Origin of the sequence: Leptospira yasudae, assembly GCF_003545925.1 — a bacterium.
GTDB classification, from domain to species: domain Bacteria; phylum Spirochaetota; class Leptospiria; order Leptospirales; family Leptospiraceae; genus Leptospira; species Leptospira yasudae.
Genome location: NZ_QHCU01000001.1, coordinates 501697 through 522396, shown reverse-complemented (window position 1 = coordinate 522396; position 20700 = coordinate 501697). Strand labels below are relative to the sequence as shown.

At 46.5% G+C, this 20700-nt stretch carries 21 protein-coding genes; 13 read left to right on the top strand and 8 right to left on the bottom strand.

What is annotated here, in order from left to right:
* The first annotated feature begins 3 nt into the window (after positions 1 to 3).
* The gene (locus DLM76_RS02590) at positions 4 to 312 is read left to right on the top strand and encodes an HNH endonuclease (protein ID WP_118964276.1); all 309 of its coding nucleotides are present in this window, start codon (positions 4 to 6) and stop codon (positions 310 to 312) included.
* The gene (locus DLM76_RS02585) at positions 309 to 644 is read left to right on the top strand and encodes a DUF1292 domain-containing protein (RefSeq protein WP_118955100.1); all 336 of its coding nucleotides are present in this window, start codon (positions 309 to 311) and stop codon (positions 642 to 644) included. Before DLM76_RS02590 ends, DLM76_RS02585 begins: the two co-directional genes overlap by 4 nt.
* An 8-nt stretch (positions 645 to 652) precedes the next feature.
* Here the strand turns inward: DLM76_RS02585 and DLM76_RS02580 are convergent, their stop codons facing one another.
* The 4 genes from DLM76_RS02580 to DLM76_RS02565 form a co-directional block, all read right to left on the bottom strand.
* A complete protein-coding gene (locus DLM76_RS02580; protein WP_425528919.1) occupies positions 653 to 1750 on the bottom strand; it encodes a hypothetical protein in 1098 nt (365 codons plus the stop codon).
* Positions 1751 to 2024: 274 nt separating this feature from the next.
* Positions 2025 to 2525 (bottom strand): hypothetical protein, encoded by a 501-nt coding sequence (locus DLM76_RS02575; protein ID WP_118955102.1) that lies wholly within the window; start codon positions 2523 to 2525, stop codon positions 2025 to 2027.
* Between the two features lie 85 nt (positions 2526 to 2610).
* Positions 2611 to 3966 carry an ethanolamine permease gene (gene eat / locus DLM76_RS02570; protein WP_135581043.1) on the bottom strand — a complete coding sequence of 452 codons (1356 nt, stop codon included), beginning with the start codon at positions 3964 to 3966 and terminating at the stop codon, positions 2611 to 2613.
* A 213-nt stretch (positions 3967 to 4179) separates the two neighbouring features.
* Positions 4180 to 4917 (bottom strand): motility protein A, encoded by a 738-nt coding sequence (locus tag DLM76_RS02565; RefSeq protein ID WP_118955202.1) that lies wholly within the window; start codon positions 4915 to 4917, stop codon positions 4180 to 4182.
* A gap of 736 nt (positions 4918 to 5653) precedes the next feature.
* Here DLM76_RS02565 and DLM76_RS02560 point away from each other — a divergent pair.
* The 8 genes from DLM76_RS02560 to DLM76_RS02525 all read left to right on the top strand — a co-directional run bounded on the left by DLM76_RS02560 (position 5654) and on the right by DLM76_RS02525 (position 13457).
* Entirely contained in the window at positions 5654 to 7204 is a 1551-nt protein-coding gene (locus DLM76_RS02560; RefSeq protein WP_118964275.1) for a cellulose synthase family protein, read from the top strand.
* 130 nt (positions 7205 to 7334) lie between these two features.
* Positions 7335 to 7616 (top strand): hypothetical protein, encoded by a 282-nt coding sequence (locus tag DLM76_RS02555; RefSeq protein ID WP_004459036.1) that lies wholly within the window; start codon positions 7335 to 7337, stop codon positions 7614 to 7616.
* Between the two features lie 6 nt (positions 7617 to 7622).
* A complete protein-coding gene (locus DLM76_RS02550) occupies positions 7623 to 8783 on the top strand; it encodes an oxidoreductase (RefSeq protein WP_118964274.1) in 1161 nt (386 codons plus the stop codon).
* Positions 8776 to 9675 carry a hypothetical protein gene (locus DLM76_RS02545; RefSeq protein ID WP_118955105.1) on the top strand — a complete coding sequence of 300 codons (900 nt, stop codon included), beginning with the start codon at positions 8776 to 8778 and terminating at the stop codon, positions 9673 to 9675. The genes DLM76_RS02550 and DLM76_RS02545 overlap by 8 nt, the downstream gene beginning before the upstream one ends.
* 86 nt (positions 9676 to 9761) lie before the next feature.
* Positions 9762 to 10223, top strand: a complete 462-nt coding sequence (locus DLM76_RS02540) for a PTS sugar transporter subunit IIA (protein ID WP_118964273.1) — start codon at positions 9762 to 9764, stop codon at positions 10221 to 10223.
* A 2-nt stretch (positions 10224 to 10225) separates the two neighbouring features.
* Positions 10226 to 11119, top strand: coding sequence for an ABC transporter permease subunit (locus tag DLM76_RS02535; protein WP_118964272.1), 894 nt, complete (start codon positions 10226 to 10228; stop codon positions 11117 to 11119).
* Positions 11116 to 11877: an ABC transporter permease gene (locus DLM76_RS02530; protein ID WP_118955108.1), complete on the top strand. Its 762-nt coding sequence runs from the start codon at positions 11116 to 11118 to the stop codon at positions 11875 to 11877. The genes DLM76_RS02535 and DLM76_RS02530 overlap by 4 nt, the downstream gene beginning before the upstream one ends.
* A complete protein-coding gene (locus tag DLM76_RS02525; protein ID WP_118955109.1) occupies positions 11874 to 13457 on the top strand; it encodes a PEGA domain-containing protein in 1584 nt (527 codons plus the stop codon). Before DLM76_RS02530 ends, DLM76_RS02525 begins: the two co-directional genes overlap by 4 nt.
* 114 nt (positions 13458 to 13571) lie before the next feature.
* Here the strand turns inward: DLM76_RS02525 and DLM76_RS02520 are convergent, their stop codons facing one another.
* The gene (locus DLM76_RS02520) at positions 13572 to 14957 is read right to left on the bottom strand and encodes a folylpolyglutamate synthase/dihydrofolate synthase family protein (protein ID WP_118964271.1); all 1386 of its coding nucleotides are present in this window, start codon (positions 14955 to 14957) and stop codon (positions 13572 to 13574) included.
* Positions 14954 to 15826, bottom strand: a complete 873-nt coding sequence (gene aroE / locus DLM76_RS02515; protein ID WP_118964270.1) for a shikimate dehydrogenase — start codon at positions 15824 to 15826, stop codon at positions 14954 to 14956. The genes DLM76_RS02520 and aroE overlap by 4 nt, the downstream gene beginning before the upstream one ends.
* A 203-nt stretch (positions 15827 to 16029) precedes the next feature.
* On the opposite strand from aroE, the gene DLM76_RS02510 reads away from it, so the two are divergent.
* On the top strand, positions 16030 to 16422 hold the full coding sequence (locus tag DLM76_RS02510; protein ID WP_118955203.1) for a hypothetical protein: 393 nt from the start codon (positions 16030 to 16032) through the stop codon (positions 16420 to 16422).
* A gap of 252 nt (positions 16423 to 16674) precedes the next feature.
* On the opposite strand, the gene DLM76_RS02505 is transcribed toward DLM76_RS02510, so the two are convergent.
* Both DLM76_RS02505 and DLM76_RS02500 read right to left on the bottom strand, forming a co-directional pair.
* The gene (locus DLM76_RS02505) at positions 16675 to 17445 is read right to left on the bottom strand and encodes a glycosyltransferase family 2 protein (protein ID WP_118964269.1); all 771 of its coding nucleotides are present in this window, start codon (positions 17443 to 17445) and stop codon (positions 16675 to 16677) included.
* On the bottom strand, positions 17446 to 18138 hold the full coding sequence (locus DLM76_RS02500; protein WP_118955114.1) for a histidine kinase: 693 nt from the start codon (positions 18136 to 18138) through the stop codon (positions 17446 to 17448).
* Positions 18139 to 18140: 2 nt separating this feature from the next.
* On the opposite strand from DLM76_RS02500, the gene DLM76_RS02495 reads away from it, so the two are divergent.
* Positions 18141 to 19550: a hypothetical protein gene (locus DLM76_RS02495; RefSeq protein WP_118964268.1), complete on the top strand. Its 1410-nt coding sequence runs from the start codon at positions 18141 to 18143 to the stop codon at positions 19548 to 19550.
* Positions 19547 to 20698: a S1 RNA-binding domain-containing protein gene (locus DLM76_RS02490; protein ID WP_118964267.1), complete on the top strand. Its 1152-nt coding sequence runs from the start codon at positions 19547 to 19549 to the stop codon at positions 20696 to 20698. The genes DLM76_RS02495 and DLM76_RS02490 overlap by 4 nt, the downstream gene beginning before the upstream one ends.
* Positions 20699 to 20700 lie beyond the last annotated feature (2 nt).

Genomic DNA, 20700 nt, shown 5'->3' with positions numbered 1-20700 from the left:
CGAATGGAACCCGAAGAAGAACCCATCGTCTGGATCAGCGAGGAAGAACTCACGAAACAGAGAAGAATCGCCAAGGATCTGAAACGAACTCCTTGGTGGAAAAAGAAAAAAGGCGCGGGCATCTGTCACTATTGCGGTAAAAAGTTTCCGCCCGAAGAATTGACGATGGACCATCTTATTCCTCTTGCAAAAGGAGGAAAGTCCATCAAAGCCAATCTCGTTCCCGCATGCAAAGAATGTAATTTCGCCAAAAAAAATAAACTTCCCTTCGAGTTCGATTCCGAGGGCGGAGCGCAAGGCGACGAAAGATGAGCGATCCCTTTTCCGAGGAAGAATCCAGAGATCACGAGGAACAAGGACGGGAAACCGTTCAGCTTTTAGACGAGGACGGAAACCCTCATTCTTTTATCGTGGCGGAAGCGTTGGAGATCGACGAGAATCAATATCTTCTTTTGACTCCCGTGTTGGAAGAGGATTCCGATCTGATCAATCTCGACGTTAGTTCCTTAAAGGGAGAGGACAACGCCGGATATTTTGCGGTTCGTCTCGAAGCGGACGAGTTCGGAGAAGATCGTCTTGTGGAAGTGCAGGACAAGCGAGAACTCGAAGACATTCTCGCCGAGCTGAACGTGGATATCGTTTAACGTCTCATTCAATTCTCCGTATAAAGTCCGAAGTGTCGAGAAGATGCGGCAGTACAGCCGCCCGTCGAGCAAGCCAACATTGCGATCGTAATCTTGTTTTTTACCGTGCGAGCGATGATCACCAAATTATCGTTCATCGCGAATGGCATTCCGCCTCCCGCGGTTCCGAACGTAGTGGAAGCGGAAATTCCGTTCGTAAATACGGGAACGTTCGTAGACGAGTTTCCGCCGTTCAGCGGGGATAAGGTGCGAGCGTCTACGTTGACCCCGGTGCAGACTCCCGCGGCGCAGGCGAACTTACCGCTAACGAAAGAATCCACGGTGGCCGCGTTGGCCCCGCGTAGATTGTCAAAACCTAAGAATGTCTTGCCGTTTAAAACGCTGGCCCCATTGATCGAAGTATCCTGCGCTAAACCGAAAAAACCTCCTTTGTCGGTGCCCATATCCAAAATGAGAACTCCGGTCGAAGAAACGAACGCAGTCTCGCCGGTAGGCCAAACAACTTTTCCATCGGTGCAGATTCCGTTGTTGAGATTCACCGCAGTACCGGCTCCGCCTAAAGTCGTAATCGTTCCTGAAACGAATTTTTGATTGGTTCCCGTGATCGTTAAAACGCCGTAACCGCCTTGAAACGATCCGCCTAAGGTTCCGAACATCGCTTGCACCGTGTTGAAGGTTCCGCTTACATCCGAGCAGTTCGTGCTTTTTTCTGCATATACTTCCGCGCGCATGGAAGTTACCGGAGCCCCGCCGGCGTTCGAATAGCCGCTGATCGGAGTCGCTAACAATCCCACACCGTCGATGGGAATCGCAAACCCGCCTTGTGAGTAAGAAGGTGCGGATAACAACGCGATAAAAGGACTTGAGGAATAGGTGGCAACTTGACCGGAAATTTTTTCGTTCGTTGTAAGATTGGTGAACGAAAAACTTCCGTAGTTGGCTTTTACCATATCTCCGGTCATAACATCTCCGGGACTTTTGGTTCCGCCATAGGAAACGGAGCGGTTGGACGCGCTTGCAAATAAGGCGGCGACAACCATCAACGCGGAAGAATCATTGTTCTCCTTTTTGCAATCGACTACGGTCATACATAGGATCGTAAACATTGTGAAGACGCGAGTAAAGAATTGGCTGTTGTATTTTTTCATAACGGAAGAGTGTAACGCATCGGAGTTTCTTGGACAATTCACGCTATAAAAAAGAGAACTTTATTTTATAAAATCCTTTGAAGAATGATATAGAATTTCATTTATTAGTTTGAATCCAATTTTTTTGTTTCTTCCTTAGAATATCGATTCAAACTGAAAAACGAAATTTCTTACACGAAGTGAGTTCGTTTTCCGCATCCTATATAGATCAGCTTCCGTTTCCTCTTGTTTCTTATGAAATTTCTTGTTTCTTGCCTTTTGCCAAATAATAAAAGAGAGAATTGAACAACAACACTCCGACGATCGTAGGAAGGTAAATCGTTCCCACGGAATTTTCCGCGTCGTTGACCGTGCTCCAAATCACTTTCGAAATCACCATCAGATTGGCGACCAGCGCGCCGTAAAAAAGGGAACGTTTCCAAAACGCGATTCCAAGCAATGTAAACCCGAACGGGACGATCAGCCCCATAAGAATTTTTCCGAACGTCCAGTCGCTCGTCAAATATTCCTTTTCCATTTCCAAAAAGTGAATCGCTTCCTCGCTCGGAGGATTCGGAGCGGGAAACCAAAACATGCTCGTCGCTAATGCGACCAAGGTAAGAACGATTCCTTTCGCGCTTTGACGATACGCGAAAAAACAAAACGGAATAAGCATGATCGGGCGGATATACCAGCTCAGAGGATTGTGATGCCGGGCCCAAGCCCAGGATAAGAAATCGTTTGCGAGTTCCATGCGGAATTCTCCTTAAATCGGATTGCAAAGTATTGATATAAGACGCATCGAATCTTCGAGAAAAGAACGCAGGCTATAGAATGACTTAAAAGTCCGTATCTCCCCGGGAAAACGAACTTTCCTCTTGGTCGGGCGAAAGGGAAGAATGCGGAATCCGTTTGAGATCGAATCCTTTGCTGCCGAGAAAAAACAGGAACGCGACGGTCAATCCGATCGCCAAGATCATCAAAGAAAACGTATAATAAATCGCTAATGTGATAAAACACAGGAAACCGAGTGCGATTGCGACCGCCGGAAGAATCGGATAGAAGGGAACTTGATACGGTTTCTTTTGGTCCGGGTTTTTGATTCTCAAGACAAAAAAGGAAATCATGCTGATGCAATACATTCCGCACGCGCCGAACGCGGATAATGTGATCAATTCTCCCGTGTTTCCATATTGAAGGGCCAAAAGTCCGACAAGTCCGCCGATCACGATCGCGAAACTCGGCGCCTGAGTCTTCGGATTCAATCGGGCGAGAATTCTCGGTAAGAATCCTTCTTTAGCGAGCGCATAGATCTGTCTCGAATATCCGAGTATGATTCCGAGCAAGGACGCGATCAAGCCGAACAATCCGATTCCGGTAAACAAACGCGCGATCCAGGATGAAGATCCATAAAGATTTCCTAATGTGAACGAAAGCGGATAATCCAAAGTGGAGACCGAGTTTGTGGAAACGATTCCCGCGGTTCCGAATAAAACTCCGAACGCCAATAGTACCAAAGTGCCGATTCCGGAAAGATAACCGAGAGGAATATCTTTTTCCGGATTTTTCACTTCTTCCGCGGCCATAGCGACGCCTTCCACCGCGAGAAAAAACCAGATCGCATACGGCAAGGCCGGAAACAGATTCCAAAAATTGAATGTAGAATTCGTTGCGATTCGTTCCCACCGAAAGTGAGGGACCAAAAACGCGAAGTAAAGAATAAGTCCGAACACCGCCGTCAACGTGACGAACAATTCGAAGCGCGCGGTTTGTTTGATTCCTAAGAGATTGATTCCGATCAAAAGAATAAAGAATCCGTTGGACGCGAGATTCGCATCGACGACTGGAACTAAAAAGTGAAAGTAACCTCCGAGAGCCGAAGCGATTGCCGGCGGGGCCAATACGAATTCAACGAGGGTGAAAAATCCGGCGACTAATCCGCCTAACGGCCCTAAGGCGACATGCGCGTATGCAGAAGGGCCGCCCGCGTGCGGGATCGAGGTCGCGAGTTCTGTGAAACACAAGGAAAAGCAGGAATAAAAGATCGCGATCAAACCGACGGCCACGGCAAATTCCCAAAAGTTGGAATGGGCCCAGCCGAGATTCCATCCGAAGTAATCCCCGGAAATCACAAGACCGACCGAGATTCCCCAGAGATGAAACGGCCCGAGAACTTTTTGCAAGGAAGGAGGCATGGGGGAAGACTCAATCCTTTCTATTGGAGAAGGAAAGAAATTTTTAATCCCGCTTGAGAAAACTCTTCTCTGCGTCCCGATGATTTGTCGGAGCAAGTTTGTAGGAACTCATACAAAGTTTTGTTCGCTACGAATGTCACGGACAAGAGAGTTTCGCCGACATAAAACGTTTCGCAGGAGATCCTACATTTTGCGAAGTCAGCGGCCTGGACTTCAACCGCCGATAAACGGGGTCATTCTTTCCATAAGAATCCGACGGTTGTCTCCGCTTTGCAGAGCGATGACTCCTCGGATGATCGCTTGTCTGCGATCGGATTGTTCCTTGGACCAGGACTTGATTCGGTTTGCAAGAGGGAAGAAGAGTAAGTTCGCGAATGCGATTCCGTAAAAGGTCGCGATGAACGCGGTCGCGATTCCTTCTCCGAGTGCGCGCGTTCCCGCGCCCAAGTTTTCCAGAACTCCGACCAAACCCATGACGGTTCCGATGATCCCGACCGTAGGAGAAAATCCTCCCGCGGTTTCCAAAATCTTTGCCGAGTTCGCTTCCTTGTCTTCCATCGCGAGCGCGGATTCGAAAAGAATTTCCTCGACCGCGCGCGGATCGGTTCCGTCCACGATGAGTTGAATTCCTCTTTGCAAAAACGGATCTTGAATCGACTTGAGATTGTCCTCGAGAGAAAGAAGTCCGTTCTTACGTGCGCGTTCGGCAAAATCCAGAAAGAGTTCTCCAAGGGGAAGTTTGCGTCGGGGGAATACGGATGTTTGCAGATTTAAAATGAGATCCTTGATTTGTTCGAGGGAGAAACTCGCAAAGGTCGCGCCCGCAGTTCCGCCGATGATGAGTAAAAGAGCGGAAACCTTGAAGAACGATAAGAAATGGGCTCCTTCCAAAAGAATCGCGATCAAGACCGAAAAGAATGCGACGGAAAGGCCGACGAGCGTAGGATTCATTTCCGCAAGAGTTCCCACATTCCTGCCTTTTTACAAGAACATTCTGTCGCATGCGGAAACGGTGGGGCGCATGGTGGGGCGAAGATCTTTCGTTGATTCTGAAATAAGCCGAGAGGTAGGAGATCCTACCGAATGATCCGTAGAGAGCGAGGTGCTTCGTTAGGAGCGCCCACCACCGGGCTCTCCGCTTCGGTCCTTCGGACCCCGCATCGATCCCTTGCGCGGGGGATTTCGTGGACTTCCAAGCTGCGTAGGTTCAATCAGGATTCGTATGAGATCCTACATTTCGTCCGAACTTTAGAATCATCTAGAATTCCAAATCGATGTGGGAACTACCACTCATCGAGAAATCACGAACCGTCTGCGGCGTTTCCGTTGGAAATTTGTGGGAACTACCACGAAAAAGTGGGCGCAACCGGACTACTATCTCAGCTGCGCTGAGAACCAATGGCGACGTTCCACTGCCTTTTGGTTATCTCACTCTTTTGAATCGCTCGACATGTACAAAAAAAGGGGACGGTTTAACTTTCGTCCCCCCGTCCGTTTCAAAATGAAAATTCGCAGTGGAAGAACACAACCAGGGAGGCTGTTGTCCATCCATGAAAAGTATCGGCCGTGGGAGTTCCTACATTAGTCTCCCGGATAAAAAATACGTTAACCGATTTTAAAAACTAAAAATTTTATGCAGCGCAAAACCTTTGACTTTTAACCGGCAAAATTTTTCCTGGTCAGCATTATGCTGACCGTCGTAACTGTACTGTTTCTAGCCATCTATGGGATCGACATCGTCGCTCTCTTTTTCTTCGGGATTCATACCTACGTAATGGTGTATCTCTATAAAAAGAACCATGCATATTGCGAATCCGACCCCGACAAGATTCTCGACATAAACGACCCGAATCTTCCGGTAGTAACCGTTCAGCTTCCTATTTTCAACGAATTCTATGTTGTGGATCGTCTCCTCGAAACCACAGTCGCACTTAAATATCCGAAAGATAAACTCGAAATCCAGCTCTTAGATGATTCCACGGACGAGACGGTCGAAAAGTCCAGAAAACTCATCGCTCACTACAAATCCCTCGGATTCGACATTCATCACCTTCACAGATCCGGAGCGGAGCGCACCGGATACAAAGCGGGCGCCCTCGAAGCCGGAATGAAAGTGGCTCGCGGTCAATACATCGCCATCTTCGACGCGGACTTCATGCCCGATCCCGACTTCTTAATCAAAACCGTTCCTTATTTCGAAGATCCGCAAATCGGAATGGTTCAGGTTCGTTGGGGACACGTAAACGCGGAATACAACGTTCTTACCAAGGCTCAATCCTTCGGAATCGACGGTCACTTTATGATCGAGCAGGTGGCAAGAAACGGTTCTCACCTTTGGATGAACTTCAACGGAACCGCGGGAATCTGGAAAAAAGAATGTATTATCGATTCCGGCGGATGGGAACACGACACTCTTACCGAAGACTTCGATCTTTCTTACCGTGCCGAAATGAGAGGATGGAAGTTCCGTTATTTTAAAGATATCGAATGTAAAGCTGAGATCCCTGCGATGATCTCCGCTTACAAATCCCAGCAGTTCCGCTGGTGCAAGGGTTCCATCCAAACTGCGGTGAAACTTCTTCCGAGAATTCTTCGCGCGGATCTTCCTTGGAGAATCAAATCCGAGGCCATCGTTCACTTAATCAATTATTCCGTTCACCCTTTGATGGTGATCAACATCCTGTTCAGCGCTCCGTTGCTTTTGATGGACTACTGGTCCGGATTCAGCTTTTACGATCTTCCGATCGAAATCTTGATGGGAACCGCGGCAATTCTTTCCGTAGGCTCCATCGGACCGATGATTTTCTACGCGTATTCCCAGAAAACTCTCCATAAAGATTGGAAGAGAAGAATGGTCTATCTCCCGATTCTAATCATGATCGGAACCGGAATCGCGATCGTAAATACGAGAGCATGGCTCGAAGCGATTCTCGGAATTCAGTCTTCTTTCAAACGCACTCCGAAACTCAAAATCGAGAAAAGCACGGACGTTTTGAAAGAAAGATTAAAATACACTGTTCCTTTGGATTTCCACGTGGTTCTTGAGTTCCTGATGGGGATCTACTGCCTGGGAACCGTGGTTCTTTCCTTCATTCTTGGAAAACCGCAAATCGTTGGATTCTTGGCAATCTACGCGCTCGGATTCTTCTACGTAGGATATTTATCCCTGAAAGAAGCCCTCTGGAAACTCGGGGCTTCCAAGCAAGAGTCCACGGAAGAACTTCCCGCTCAGGCCTAAGCCGCCGTCTAACTAGCAGGGTAGAAGAGAGAATCTCCTATCCTGCGGACAAAGACGAGGAGGCTTCTGCTTGACTCCGCACTTTTTTCTGAAAAATTGACAAAATACCGCTACTTTTATAGGAACCCCGATGAGTGAGAAAGTTTACTGCGCTAATTGCCTGCACTGCGTAACCGTAAGACAGTATGAATCCGAGGCAGATAAATACATTCTCCGCGTAAAATGTACCAAGAAAAAATGGTCCAAAAGATCCGGAGAAGAGAAGCTCTATAAATATTTCACCGTTGCTCGCCGTATGCAAGTGAACTGTGAATTCTATGAGCCGATGGGCGAAATTCTTCCTTATATCAAAAATCTTAAGAAAGAACTCCCGATCAAAGACGAAATCTACATGGTGAAAACTCTCACCTAAAGAGTTTTGAAGCCCTCCGCTTTTACTCTCAAGCCAGGATTGGTCCACGGAAAGTTTTCCCGTAAGACCGTCCTGGAAGAACCTTTTACATTATTTCCCGAACCGGGAGCCTTATATCTAAAAGAATTCCCCACCCGTGTACGCGCGGGCGAGCCGCTTCTTCGGCAATCCGTCGGAACACTTTTATCTCCCGTCGACGGGATCGCGAGTTTGATCCAAGGAGAACATTCGACCAAGATTCGGATCGTTCAGGACGGAAGTTTTCAGTTATCGGGCGAAACGCAGATCGATTCTTCCTTAAAACTGGAACAGGCTCTCGAAAGAATGGACGAACTCGGACTTGTATCGCTCGATTTCGCCGATACGAAGTTGTCGACTCTGTTTCAAACGTTCCGTTCCTCCCTGATCGTACTTTCGCCTTATACAAAAACGCAGTCCGTCGACTTTCGAAAGATCCTCTCGGAAGAATGCAAAGAATTGCATATTCAATTTTTAGAATACTTGAAGGTTTGGTTTCCGGGCGCGAACGTGAAAGATTATATCCTTTCTCCGGTTCCGTTCCGCAAATACGAATATCCCGCGGGATTTCCCCAGTATTTCGTAAAAAAGGCGCTCTCCGAAAAGACATTCCAAAAAGAGAATATTCTTTATCTCGGGCCCGAAACTCTCTATCATCTCTACCGCGCCTTATTCAAAAAGATTCCCTTTATCGAAAGGCATATCAGCATCTATTACGTTGGCAAAAACGGAGGACTCAAAAAGGAAGAATCTCCGATCAAGTTCCGGGACGGACAAAGTCTCAGCTTTCTTCTTCTCGAAAAGAAGAAGGAATATCCGAGCTTTACGTTTAATTCCTTTTTTGACGGAGGAGAATTCCATTCTTCTTCCGAGGAATATTTTTTAGATATCTACAAACAGCATTCCATCATCTTCGTAGCCGGAAAGATCCGCGAGCAGAAGGAACTTCCCTGCACGGAATGCGGAGAATGCACTTACAATTGTCCTCTCGAGTGCAATCCGATTTCGCTCGTGACCGGTCAGGGACAATTCTTTTCCAACGCTTGTATCGAATGCGGGATCTGCACCTTCCTTTGTCCTTCGGGGATTTCTCTCCGCGACCGAATTCGAGACGCAAAAAACGGAAAGAAGGAGAATCTAAATGTCTGATTATCTCCTCGTGACCAAAACCGGTTTTTTCCGTAAGTCCGATCCTTTTTTCCCCGATCTTCTCATCGGAATTCTGTCCCTTGCGGGAATCGTTTTGTTCGGAACGGTTCCATTATGGATTTGTTATGCGATCGTTCTCGCGACTTGTTTCGTTTATCAATTTACGGTTGTTAAACGACCTGTTTATCCTTTGAAGTGGATCGTTCATACGGGGATTTTCGTTCTTCTTTTGCCGATTCATCCGGGAACCGTGATCTGGGGGATTCTTGCAGGAATCGCGGGAGTATTTTTATATTCTCCGTTGGAAAATCGTCTGCGGATTCAGGTTCCGCTTTCTCTCATTCAGCTTTTGATCTTTTTGGTTTTGTATCTTCTCTTGCCCGCGATCGATCTGTTCAGCGGACTTTCTGGGAAGCCGAGTTTGTCCTTTCGGGACGAATCCATTTCCGATCTTTACAGCGTTCTTTCCTTTTCGCAGGAAGGATATTCTCCTTGGAGATTTTCTTCTCTGGAAACGATGGGAACGTTTTCGATTCTTTTTTTGATTCCGGCGTTTTTAAAAAGACCGCAGGCGTTTCAGATTCCGTTGATTTTCGGAGTCGGATTGATTTTGGGAACGGGAAGTCTTGCGCAGGAATATTCTTCCGTGCTTTTGTCTACTTGGGTTTCGTTTTCGATTCTTTTCGCCGCTCCGGGAAGAAATTTACACACCGCTTGGGTATATTCTTTGATCGGGGTTTTGGGGACGGGAGTTCTTTTTTATGTCATCCAAGTCTTAGTCGGCTTCTATCTGCCGCTTTTCAGCTTTTCCGTTTTCTATTTTTTCATTGAAGCCAGTTTGATTCGTATATTTCTGGGAAGCAGAGTCGATAATTTCGGGCAATTAGAGTAATTCGAATTTGTGGTTAGAATGATGATCTCGTATCGTAACAAACGCGGACAAAAAAAAGAAATCCGAACGGAGTCAGAGGCTCTCGTATGAATCAACTATTGACTCTTCTTCATCCCGAAACCGTCATATTCAATCTTGAATCCGGAACCAAGGAAGAAGTTATTTCCAAACTTCTTCAGAAAGCGGTCGATACGCATCAGATCGAATCCGAAAATAAGGAGGAGATTTTGGAATCCCTTCTCGCTCGGGAGAAGTCCATGTCGACCGGTATCGGAAGCGGAGTTGCGATTCCTCACTGTTCGGTCAATCTCGTCGACGAACTCAAATGCGTGATGGGACTCAATCCGCAGGGAATCGATTTCGATTCCATTGATCATCAACCGGTTCACATCTTCATTCTTCTCATCGTTCCTAAAACCAAGTTTCAAGAACATATCAAAACCCTCGCACAAATCGCAAAGGCGTTAAACGTAAAAGAAGACAGAGAAAAATTGATTCGTTCCGGGTCCTTCGAGGAAATCCAAAAAGCTTTTTCTCGGAACGTTTAATCGTGCAGGGGGAAATCTCCAGGTTCTTTCTATTTCTTGTCGCATTAATTTTTTTCTCCGTCCTTTTCGGACATCTGCGTTCCATCAATCAGGAATATCTCTACGCAGATTCCTCCGTCTCCAAGGAAGAATCCTTTCTGGAACGAAAAACCTTTCCGTCTCAGGTTCTTTCCTTTGTGAAAGGAATTCTAACCTTTCAATCCGGCAAGACCGCTTCGGGAGAATCGGTGTGGAAACATATTTCTTCCCGCGTCCTTCCGACCTTGCACCTTGCGATCTTTTCCGTAGGCTGGGGAAGTTTTTTGGCGATCGCGATCGCGTTGATCGTTTCCAAAAACGAGGAAAGCGTTTCGAGGAGGGCGTTTCTGTTTCTGAGCAACCTGATCCTGTCGACGCCGGTTTTCGTGGTCGCGGTCGTTTTGCTTTTGATATTTTTCGTGCAGTTGGAATGGTTTCCGCCCGGCGGTTATGAAAACGGAAATACGATGTATGTGATTCTTCCAGGAATCGCTTTGGGTTCTAGGGTTTGGGCGAGAATCTATCAGTTCGCCCTCAGTCTCGCCGAGATCGAATTAAAATCTCCGTATGCCAAGGTTCTCCGCGCCAGAGGATATTCTAAAAATAGAATATTATGGAATCATGTATTGTTGAAAATTCTTCCCTTGCTCGCGGTTTTGATTCTGCTCGATTTCAGTTCCCTTCTTTCGGGAGCGATGATCGTGGAGGAAATTTTCTTTTTCCCGGGAATCGGCAAATCCATGTATTACGCGATTCAGACGATGGACGCCGAATTGTTGAGCGCCCTTTTGTTTTACAGCGGTCTTACGTTTTATCTGTTCAGCAGAATCTCTTTGCGGTTTCAGGAAAATCTTACCGGAAAGGAGAGTCTTTCTTGATTTCCGCGGGCAACGTTTTACGATTTCTTTTTGCGGCGTTGGCGATTGCGGGCGTACTTTGGAAAAACCCTCCTACGGAAGTTTTTCTGGAGGAAAGTTTTTGTTCGGTTACTTGGAATCATCCTTTCGGTTGTGATCGTTTGGGAAGGGACGTCTACGGTCTGTTCGCATACGGAACCGTCGCGACGTTGTTGTTCTCCCTTCCGTCCCGCGTATTGACGCTGGTCTTTACTTCGCTGATTTGTCTGTTTCAATATTCTCTTCCGTTTACGGGAAGATTGTTTTTTACTCCGATCTCTTCCGTGTTCGTTTCCGTTCCTTCTTTGCTCATCGCGTTGTTGACGGTGCATGCGCTCGGCAACGGGCCCTCCGTTTTGGTCGTAGCGATCCTGTTAGGGGATTGGGCGTTTTCGTACGAAACCTTGCAGAGCAAAATTCGCGAGACGGACGGAAGCGGATTCGTATTAGCATCGGCATATTTCGGCGCGTCGAGGGCGAACGTGTTTCGAAACCATATTTTTCCGGCGTCCTTGCCCGTGTTGAAAGTTCTGTTTACGACAGGGTTACCCGGAGTTGTAATGACGCTGGCGCTTTTTAGTTATTTGGGAGTGAGCGCGGGCTCCGATTGGTTCGGACCCGGTTTGGGCGAACAGATTTCTTTTGCGAGAGATTACGCGTATTCGGCTCCGTTGGCATTGGTGATGCCTATTCTTGGGATCGTAGGTTTGGTCACCGCATTGAACGTGGAAAAGAGATGATTCGAGTATTTGCATTTATTCTAATATTAGCGATTTTGAGTATGGGAATTTCGGCGCAGGGGATCGACGATTATTATCGTTTTCCCGAGGCCGGTATGAGGGAAAGAATCACCTTCGAAACCGAACGGAAACTCTGCGTTTTCCCGCTCAAAAATCAGAACGTGGACGCGAGCATCGATTATCTCAGCAAAGGATACGGCGGCGTTCTGTATTCCGGTTTAAAGAATCTGTTTCAGATTTTCGATCCGGACGTAATTCCGACCAGCGCTCAGCACGCATTCGGAAAACCGACCGGGAGAGAGAAGTTAAAAAAGGGAGAATGGGACGGAGATATTCTCGAACAAGTGAAGAATGCGAAAGAAACCTCTCCCGAAAAAGATCCGCGTTTTTTGAATCTGAAAACGGAATACATTCAGGACGAAATTCCTCCCGAAGACAGCACTCTTTTTTTATCGGGGAAGAAGCAGGGATGTTTTTATCATCTTGCGGGAACTTACGAGAAGAAGAGCGATTCGCAGATGGAACTCAAACTTATCCTGAGATCTTCCAAGGACGCTTCCCGAAAAGAATTCAGAGCCAAAACTAGCGTTAGACGCTCTTATCAAGAGCTGGACGGTTTGATCGGCGAGATCAAAAAGGAACTTCTCGGAAAGAATACGATCCAATTCTCGTTTAAATCCGGAAATATGGACGGGGTACTCGTGTTTTTGGACGGACAATTCCTCGGTAAAACTCCGCTTCAAAAATCGGATCTTCTTCCGGGAAACCACGTCATCAAGTATTACATGGACGGGTTTCAAAGTCAGACGCAAAGAGTTTCCGTTCAGGACGGAGGAAGTTTCGAAATGATTCTTACCAAAACGCCGAAAGACGGTTTGATTTCCGTGACTTCGAATCCGGAAGGAGCAAACGTATATCTCGGCTCCGAGTTTTTAGGAAAGACTCCGCTGAAGAACGTCAGAGTCAAAACCGGATTCAACCGACTTCGTTTATCCATGGAAGGACATGTCGATTTATTAAAAGGCGTAGAAGTGAAAAAGGACGAAGAGTTAAAACTCGATCTGACTTTGAGGCAAGGCGACAGCGTTTCCTATTATAAAAATAAGCAGAACGTGTTTTTGGATCATTCGTACAACGATTTCTCGATCTATTCCTTATACGGGACTCTTTTGTTTTATGCGGGCTATTATTACTTTAACTTACAAGCCAACGATCTTTACGATCGCGCGCGTTCTCAGGTCAGTTTGACTTCGTTATACTTATCGGCCAACGTCGTTTCGCAAGATGAGTTTGTCGCAATGTATTTGTATCAGGAACGAATTATCCGTGAAACGAATCATAACGCAGGTAAGTATCAAAAGTTGGCCGGTAACTTCGGAAGGCACGAAGGTCTGACGGGCGGAGTGATGGTCTACGGAATGGCGGCGATGCTGATTTTAGCCGCTACGTTTTATTGGCTCGGTTTGGACGAAGAGACTTTGGACGTGGGCGTTGCTCCGAAAAGGGTCAACAATCCGTATGCGATCCCGGGACAGATCATCGAGATCGATTCTTACGCGAAGTTCAATCTTCGCTTTTAAAGAGTGCGTCGACTTCCTGTTTTCAAACGGAAGAATGTTAAGCGGAGTCGTTTGGTGCGTGTTTTGCTAAAGTAAAATTCGAAGCGGAATTCGATTCGGAAAGGACGATTCGCCTTATCCTTCTTCTTTGAGCCTTTCATTCTTTCCTCGATCCGTTTTGTTTTTATCGAGCAGTTCTTTTACGATCGGAAACAATCGAAAACTTCCCAAAACCAAAATCGGTTCCTGCGCTTGCGTAGCGGAAAGAATTCTTTCTTGAAACTGCGATCGATCCAACGTCTCTTCGGGCAAACAATCCGGCGGAAGCGAAAATCCTGCATCGGCGAGAATCCGAAAGTCCGTAATGTCGGATTGCGCTTTTGCCGTCCGGAGAATTTCCACGATTCCGTTTCCGTCTTTGTCCTTTAAGATTCCCGCGAGGACTTGAAACCGCGATTTCGGATAGGTAGATTTCAGACTTCGTAATGTTTCGAAAAACGCGTCCGGATTATGAGCCGGATCAAACACGAGCAGAGGGGAATCTTGAAGAACGGCCAATCTTCCGGGCGGAAGCGATATTCTGCTTTCGTAATGCGCCAAAGGATGTTTTATAAATCTGTTTTTGAGTTTGGTTCGATGGTCCGTGGACTCAAATTCCGTTTCGCGCTTGTTTGCAAAATCGCTTTCGTTCTTGTACTTTTCGTTGATTTTATTAAAGAATTCTAAGTTTAGAATATTCTGAAATACTTGATAACTAAAGTTCTTGTTTCGGGAAAGATAGTCCGCATCGACCGGGGTCTGCGAAAAAATAAAACATTCGATTCCGTTTCGGGAACAGAACTCCCGGATTTTTTCGTTCAGCTCTGGTTCTTTTTGTTCGATCGCAAAAAGCGATTTCGTATTGGAGCCGCAGATCCCGAGCTTCTCCCGGAGAATTTGTAGTTTTGTGTTTCCTAAAATTTCTTTGTGATCGAGTCCGATACTTCCCAAAACGACCACATCCGGGTTGCAGAGTTTGGTCGCGTCGAGTCTTCCTCCTAGCCCCGCTTCGTAGATTTGAATCTCGACGGATTCTTGTTCGAAAAAGAAAAAGGAGGCAAGGGTAAAGAGTTCGAAAAAGGAAAAGGTTTTTAGATCGGATTCGGCGCCTTTGGTTTTCCATTCGCTTAACAATCGGTCGAGTTCCCGCTCTTCGACTTCGCGGAAGTTTTCGTTTTGCGATCCGATTCGGATTCTTTCCAAGGGAGAAATAAGGTGCGGAGAAGTATAGAGTCCGGTTTTGAATCCGGAAAGCCGAAAGAATTCTCCCAAAAAATGAGTGATAGAACCTTTGGCGTTCGTTCCCACTACGGAAATTCTGCAAAGTGTGGAAGCGCTTCTCCGATCGAAACCGTATTTGGAAAGAACGTTCGCGAATGGTTCGAGGGAATAACCAGTAAAGACGTTGAAGTTCCTCGTCTTTTCCAAGTTGGAAAGTCCGTCGATGAATTCGAAAAAACCGGAATGCGACGCTGAGTTCATCGATTTGCGAGCGCGTGAGACAAACGTTCTCTTGTTTTGATCACATCTTCCGTGTTAGGCGATATTCCCGTAAAAAGTTCGAACTGCTTCATCGCTTGATACAATAACATTTCCGAGCCGGGAATAATCTTCGCTCCGTTTTTTTTGGCGGCCGTTACGAGCGGCGTTTCGAGGGGATTATAAACGATGTCGAAAAGAGTCATGGAAGATGTGAAGAATTCTCCGGGTAAAAAAGGACCGGGTGATTGTCCTTTCATTCCGAGCGGGGTCGTATGAACGACTAACGCGACTTCCTCGCTTCGGTTTATTATCTCGTCGGGTGTGACGTATTCGGTTTTTACGTTTGTGTGTTCCTCGATCAACGCGCAGATTTCGTTTCCGGTCGTTTCGTTTCTCGAGCAGAGAATCAAGTCGCTGATTTTTCCGGAAGTCGCAAGGCTGTAAGCGATTCCGCGTGCGCTTCCTCCGCTTCCGAGTATGACGGTTTTTCCTTTTTGTAAGGATTCCGGCGACCATTCTAAGATGGATCGATATGCGCCTTCTCCGTCCGTATTATGCGCGTTAATCGAGTCGGGTCCTATGAGAAGCGTATTCGAGGCTTTCATGATCGAGGAGGCGTCGTCGGCTTTGTCCGCGAGAGCGAAGGCTTTTTCTTTGTGGGGAATGGTAACGGATAGTCCGAGAACCCCGGAATCCCTAAAGTTTCGGATCGTTTCCGAATTTAGTTCGGGCGTTTCGAAGACGAGATAGGAAGCGTCGATCCCCCGGTCTCTGTAAATTGAATTGTGAATGAGCGGTGAAAGCGAGTGTGAAAGGGGAAATCCGACTATACCAAAAGTCTTAGTGTGCTGATTTGTTTTCTGGTTCAAACTTGGTTTTCTCGTTTTTAGAGTTGCGCTTTTCCGTTGGAGGCTCGGAAATTTTTATCTCTTCGATTCGTTTCTTATAAAAGAGAGCGGGTCGGCTCGGAGCTTTAGACTTTTTTGCTCCAAAAGAAGCAAGTTTTAGAACGAGTCGTAAAATGAGTCGACTAAAAGACAATTCCCGAAAATGCTGTATTGGAATGAGCCTACTGAATTTACCTGATTCTTTTTTACACGGATTGAGCGCACAACTCTTTTTGACGCCGCTTGCTTCTTTTTCAGGCTCACCGTGGTGGACCACGATTCTGGATGTTCTTTTTGTCGTTGGAATTTCAGGCGCACTTTCCTGGTATTATTATTACTACAAGCGCAAGGATCTCCTCGGCGGTTTTTGGGGAGCGCTCATCGTTGCGTTACTCGGATCTCTGATTATTCTTTCCCTGCTTCAAGACTTCATTCGTTCCATCGTTCTCTGGCTCATTTCGCCGAAATTCGGTATTTACCAAATCTCCAACGTAAACTTGCTCGCGGTTTTATTGGGCGGTCTTCTCGCTCTTTACATCATGAACCGCATCAATCACAACAAAGAAAGAAGGGATTAACGCCGACCCGTAGGGAGGCGTTAGCTGAGTTTCCGGCGCCGCCCCGTAGGGAGGCGTTATTGAGTTTCCGGCGCCGCCCCATAGGAAGCAGCTGCTGAGTTCAGGAAGGCGTTATTGAGTTCTTTCACCGCCTTGAATTGCGGACTCATAAGAAGCAATTCGCAGACTGCTTTCTCTTCCAAAAAATCGGTTCGTTCGATTGAAATCCAAGTAATCTTAAACCCGCCCCCGTGACTCAGGACGCGCCGAAATTTAATCCGACTTTCGGTTCTTCAGATTCAACTCGTACAACTTGATATACTTTAAAAAATTATAATAAAATCCGAAAAGCGCCAAAACGAAACCCTGCTTCCCGTCCAAAAATCCGAACCGGATCACATACATCCAGAACGCCTTGTAAAACCCTTCCAAGAACGCGTGGAAAAGCCCGCTCGTTTTCCCAGCGCGGAATTTTTCCTGAGCGCCTAACTCGGAATACGAATTGATATAACGGATATGATCCCCGATATTCTTATACGAATAATGATATACCGGAGAATTCAGTTTCTTGCATATTCCGGAAACTTGAACCGTCTCGTGGACAAGTCCGCCGCCGAATTTTCCCTTGGATTTTTGAAACAAGCGGATGCGTCGATTCGGATACCATCCGCCGTGACGAATCCATTTTCCCAAATACCAAGTCAATCGGGGCGTCGAATAACCGTCTTCGCTCGGAAGTCCGTTTGCAAATAAAGTAAGGATTTCTTCCCTGAGATCGGGTGAAACTTCTTCGTCCGCATCCAAGGTGAGAACCCATTCGTTTTTGACCAACGATAGCGCGAAGTTTTTTTGCGATACGTAATCGTCGAATTTTCTTTTGTGAACTTTAGCCTTATACTTTTTGGCGATCTCCACGGTCTTGTCTTTGGAACCGGAATCGACCACGATGATTTCCGAAACGAAATCGAGTGGTTTTAGACAACGTTCTAAATTGTCTTCTTCGTTGAGTGTTATGATACAAACGGAAAGGGGAAGTTGTCGCATTTAATTCTTATGATCGAGTTTCCGTATGCTCTGAAAATCGGGAGTCAGCGGAATTTCCAATCGCGCGATCGTGACGTCTTCGCGAATGATGATTCTGAAATACGAAGGATCGATTCCTTCTCCCTTGAGCATGATTAAGATCAGCGCCAATCCGATTCCGGCGCCTTCCGTGTTGTCGGCATTGTCCAAATAAAATTGTGCGATATCGTTATAACGCATTCCCTTTTCCAGTTTTTCGCGCAGAGATTTTTCTTCCTGCTGCGTGACGGGTGCGTTGTTTACGACTTCGATCCGAATTCCGTCGAAGGAATAATGAAAACTGATCAGGCAATAATATCCTTCCTTCTTTGCCTTTTGTCCGTAACGTTCGGACATCGCTTCGCTGAAAATACTCTTATATTCTCGAACTCCTTTTTCGTAATCGGAAGCGTTGTTTAGATCCAGACCTTTTTCTTCGAAAAAAATCCTTTTTTGGTTTGCTTTGCAGGCGTTGATCGCCAACTCTTTTATTATAGTATAAACCGTAGGAACCAGAGTAGGATGAGTTACCTTATCCAGAATCAGTCCGACTGCCTCTTGGATATGCTCTTCGACAGAATGAGTCATCCTGTGGGTTTTCAGAGACAGGATTTTTCCGTTCTCAATTGTTAGCCGGATATTGTCGGATATATCTCGGATTTCCTGCCCCATCATCCATGAACATTTCGGAATCTGTTTTGTTTGTCAAGAGAGTCATTTTTAGAAAGGGAAAAAAGAAGCATCTTTCCGAATTCGATCGCATCCGCGTTCTTTTTAAGCCGATTGTTTTTTCGATAACGTTATTGTTTATAACCGAATCGGCGAACTCCGAATCGATCACCTTGAACGCGGTACGTTATCTTCTTCCCGGAAAAAAAGAATATTCCGAGCCTTCGGAAATTCGAATCGAAAACGGGAAGATCGCATCGATCAAAAAAATAAATTCTTTCTCTGGAAAAGTTTCGTATGCGTTGCCCGGTTTTTGTGATGCGAACGTCACGTTGTCCACGGATTCCCTCGGCGGTCAAAAAGATCGGGCGGGAGTTTATCTTTCTTTGCAATCTTTGTTGGCGCACGGGTTCACCGGAATTCTTTCCGTGGGAGATCCCGCATGGGTCGTTACGCTTTTGAAGGATGCGGAAAATTCCAGAAAGAATTCTCCCTGGGTTAAAAAGACGGAAGCGCCTTGGATCGCCGAGAGCGCGGAAACGAAACATTTAGGAAACTTGCCGGGTTACAATGTGATTCGTTCTTCGCAAGACGCGGTCGCAAGAATCAAAAAGAGACCCGCTTCTCCCGTTCATTTGTTTTCGCGTTATCAAGAAGGGGAAACGTTTTCGTTCGACGGTCCGTTTTTATACCAATTGAAAAAGGCCGCGGACGGAGAAAACATCAAACTAGCGTTATCCGCCTTTGGCGACGAATACAGTATTCTCGAAGGCATCAACGCAGGAATTCCGACCTTGTATCATCCCGTTCCCGATACGATCGCGGGAAGAATTTCTCCGGGTGTGTTCCGCAACATGAACTGGGGACCGATGTTCTCCGTGTATTATTATCAAAAGATTGCGGGAACTCCCGAATGGGAAACCGATCTGAACGCGATGAAGGAATGGAGTTCTTACTTTGCGAAGAACATCGCGCCCGAACCCGAGTTCGCCGGTAAACTTTCGCACATACAAGAAGAGGATCGGAAGAATGCGGAGAAGGAATACAATTCCTATCTTGCATTTTTAGTCAGACAAAAAAATCTGAGTCAAGGAATGCTTCTCGCGTCCGGCACGGGCTATCTTCACGTTCATCCCGGAATCGGCGGATGGAAAGAAATGCGGATTCTCGCGAACGCTCTCGGCAACGAAGAGACGATCCGTATCGCTACCGAATCGACCTGCGGTTTTATCGAAGCTCCGCACGAAGGAAAAATCCGCGAAGGCAAACCCGCATTCATTAATATTTTTACGGAAGATCCGCTCGTCGATTTAAAGAATTTGAAATCCCTCCGCAGAACAATCGCCGGAGAAATTTCATATCCGCCCGAAAGAAAGGAACCGGCTTCCAGTCAAAAAAAGAGAGGGAAAAATAAATGAAAGAATCCGAAAAAGAACTCTTCGAAAAAATGTTGGACGCTTCCTTCAAAAAGAAAAAGGCGATGGAAGCTGGAACGAAAGTCACCGCGGTCGTGAACTCCGCTAAGAAGGATTTCGTTTTCGTAACCGCGAAGGAAGGAAAACTCCAAGGAATCATTTCTTCCGAAGAATTCGCAGAGTCCGGTCTTCCGAATCCCGGAGAAGAAATCGAAGCCTACTTTTTGAAAGAGGATCACGGCGACGTTCACTTCACGACTTGTCTGAGCGGCGATTCGCTCAACAAGGATCTATTAGAAATCGCTAAAAAAGCGGAGATCCCCGTACTCGGACAATTCATCAGCGAGGGAGAATCCGGTGCGGACGTTAAGATCGGAGAATTTACCGGCTTTTGTCCTTTCTCTCAGATCGATCCCGAGTTTAAAAAATCGGGTTTGGTCGGCAAACGTCTCAAGTTTTTGATTCAAGACATCGGAACGAGAGGCAAACTCATCGTTTCCCAAAAGAAAATCTCCGATCGCGCGAAAGAAGCGAAGCTCGGCGTCCTCAAACAGGAACTCAAAGAAGGTATGTTCGTCACCTGCAAGGTCAAAACGATTCAGAACTTCGGTTTGATCGTCGAGATGGACGGACTGAACGCGCTGATTCCGATCAGCGAGGCGACCTACAAAAAAAATCCGGAACTCGAAAAGGAATTTCAAGTCGGCCAAACTCTACGCGCGCGCGTTCTCCGCATCGATTGGGAAAATCAGAAGTTCGCATTAACGGTTAAGGATTTTCTAAAGGATCCTTGGGCGCAGACCGTTCCGTTTAAGGAAGGCGACATCGTAAAAGGAACGATTGATTCTTTAAAGCCGTTCGGCCTCTTCGTCAAGTTAGACGATCATTTCAACGGACTCGTTCCGGGAAGAGAAACCGGAATTCCGAACCGCGTTCCTCTCAATCAAAGTTTTAAACCCGGAGACGTAATTGACGTTTTCGTAATGGAAGTGAATCCCGAAAGAAAACAGATTTCCCTTTCGATTCAAAAGGCGAAAGAGATTCAGGAGAGAATGGACTACAGCAGTTATCTGAGTTCGGACACGAGCGGATCGACGAGTTCCTTCGGAGCGATTCTCCAGAAGTCATTGGAAAAGAATAAGAAAAAATGATC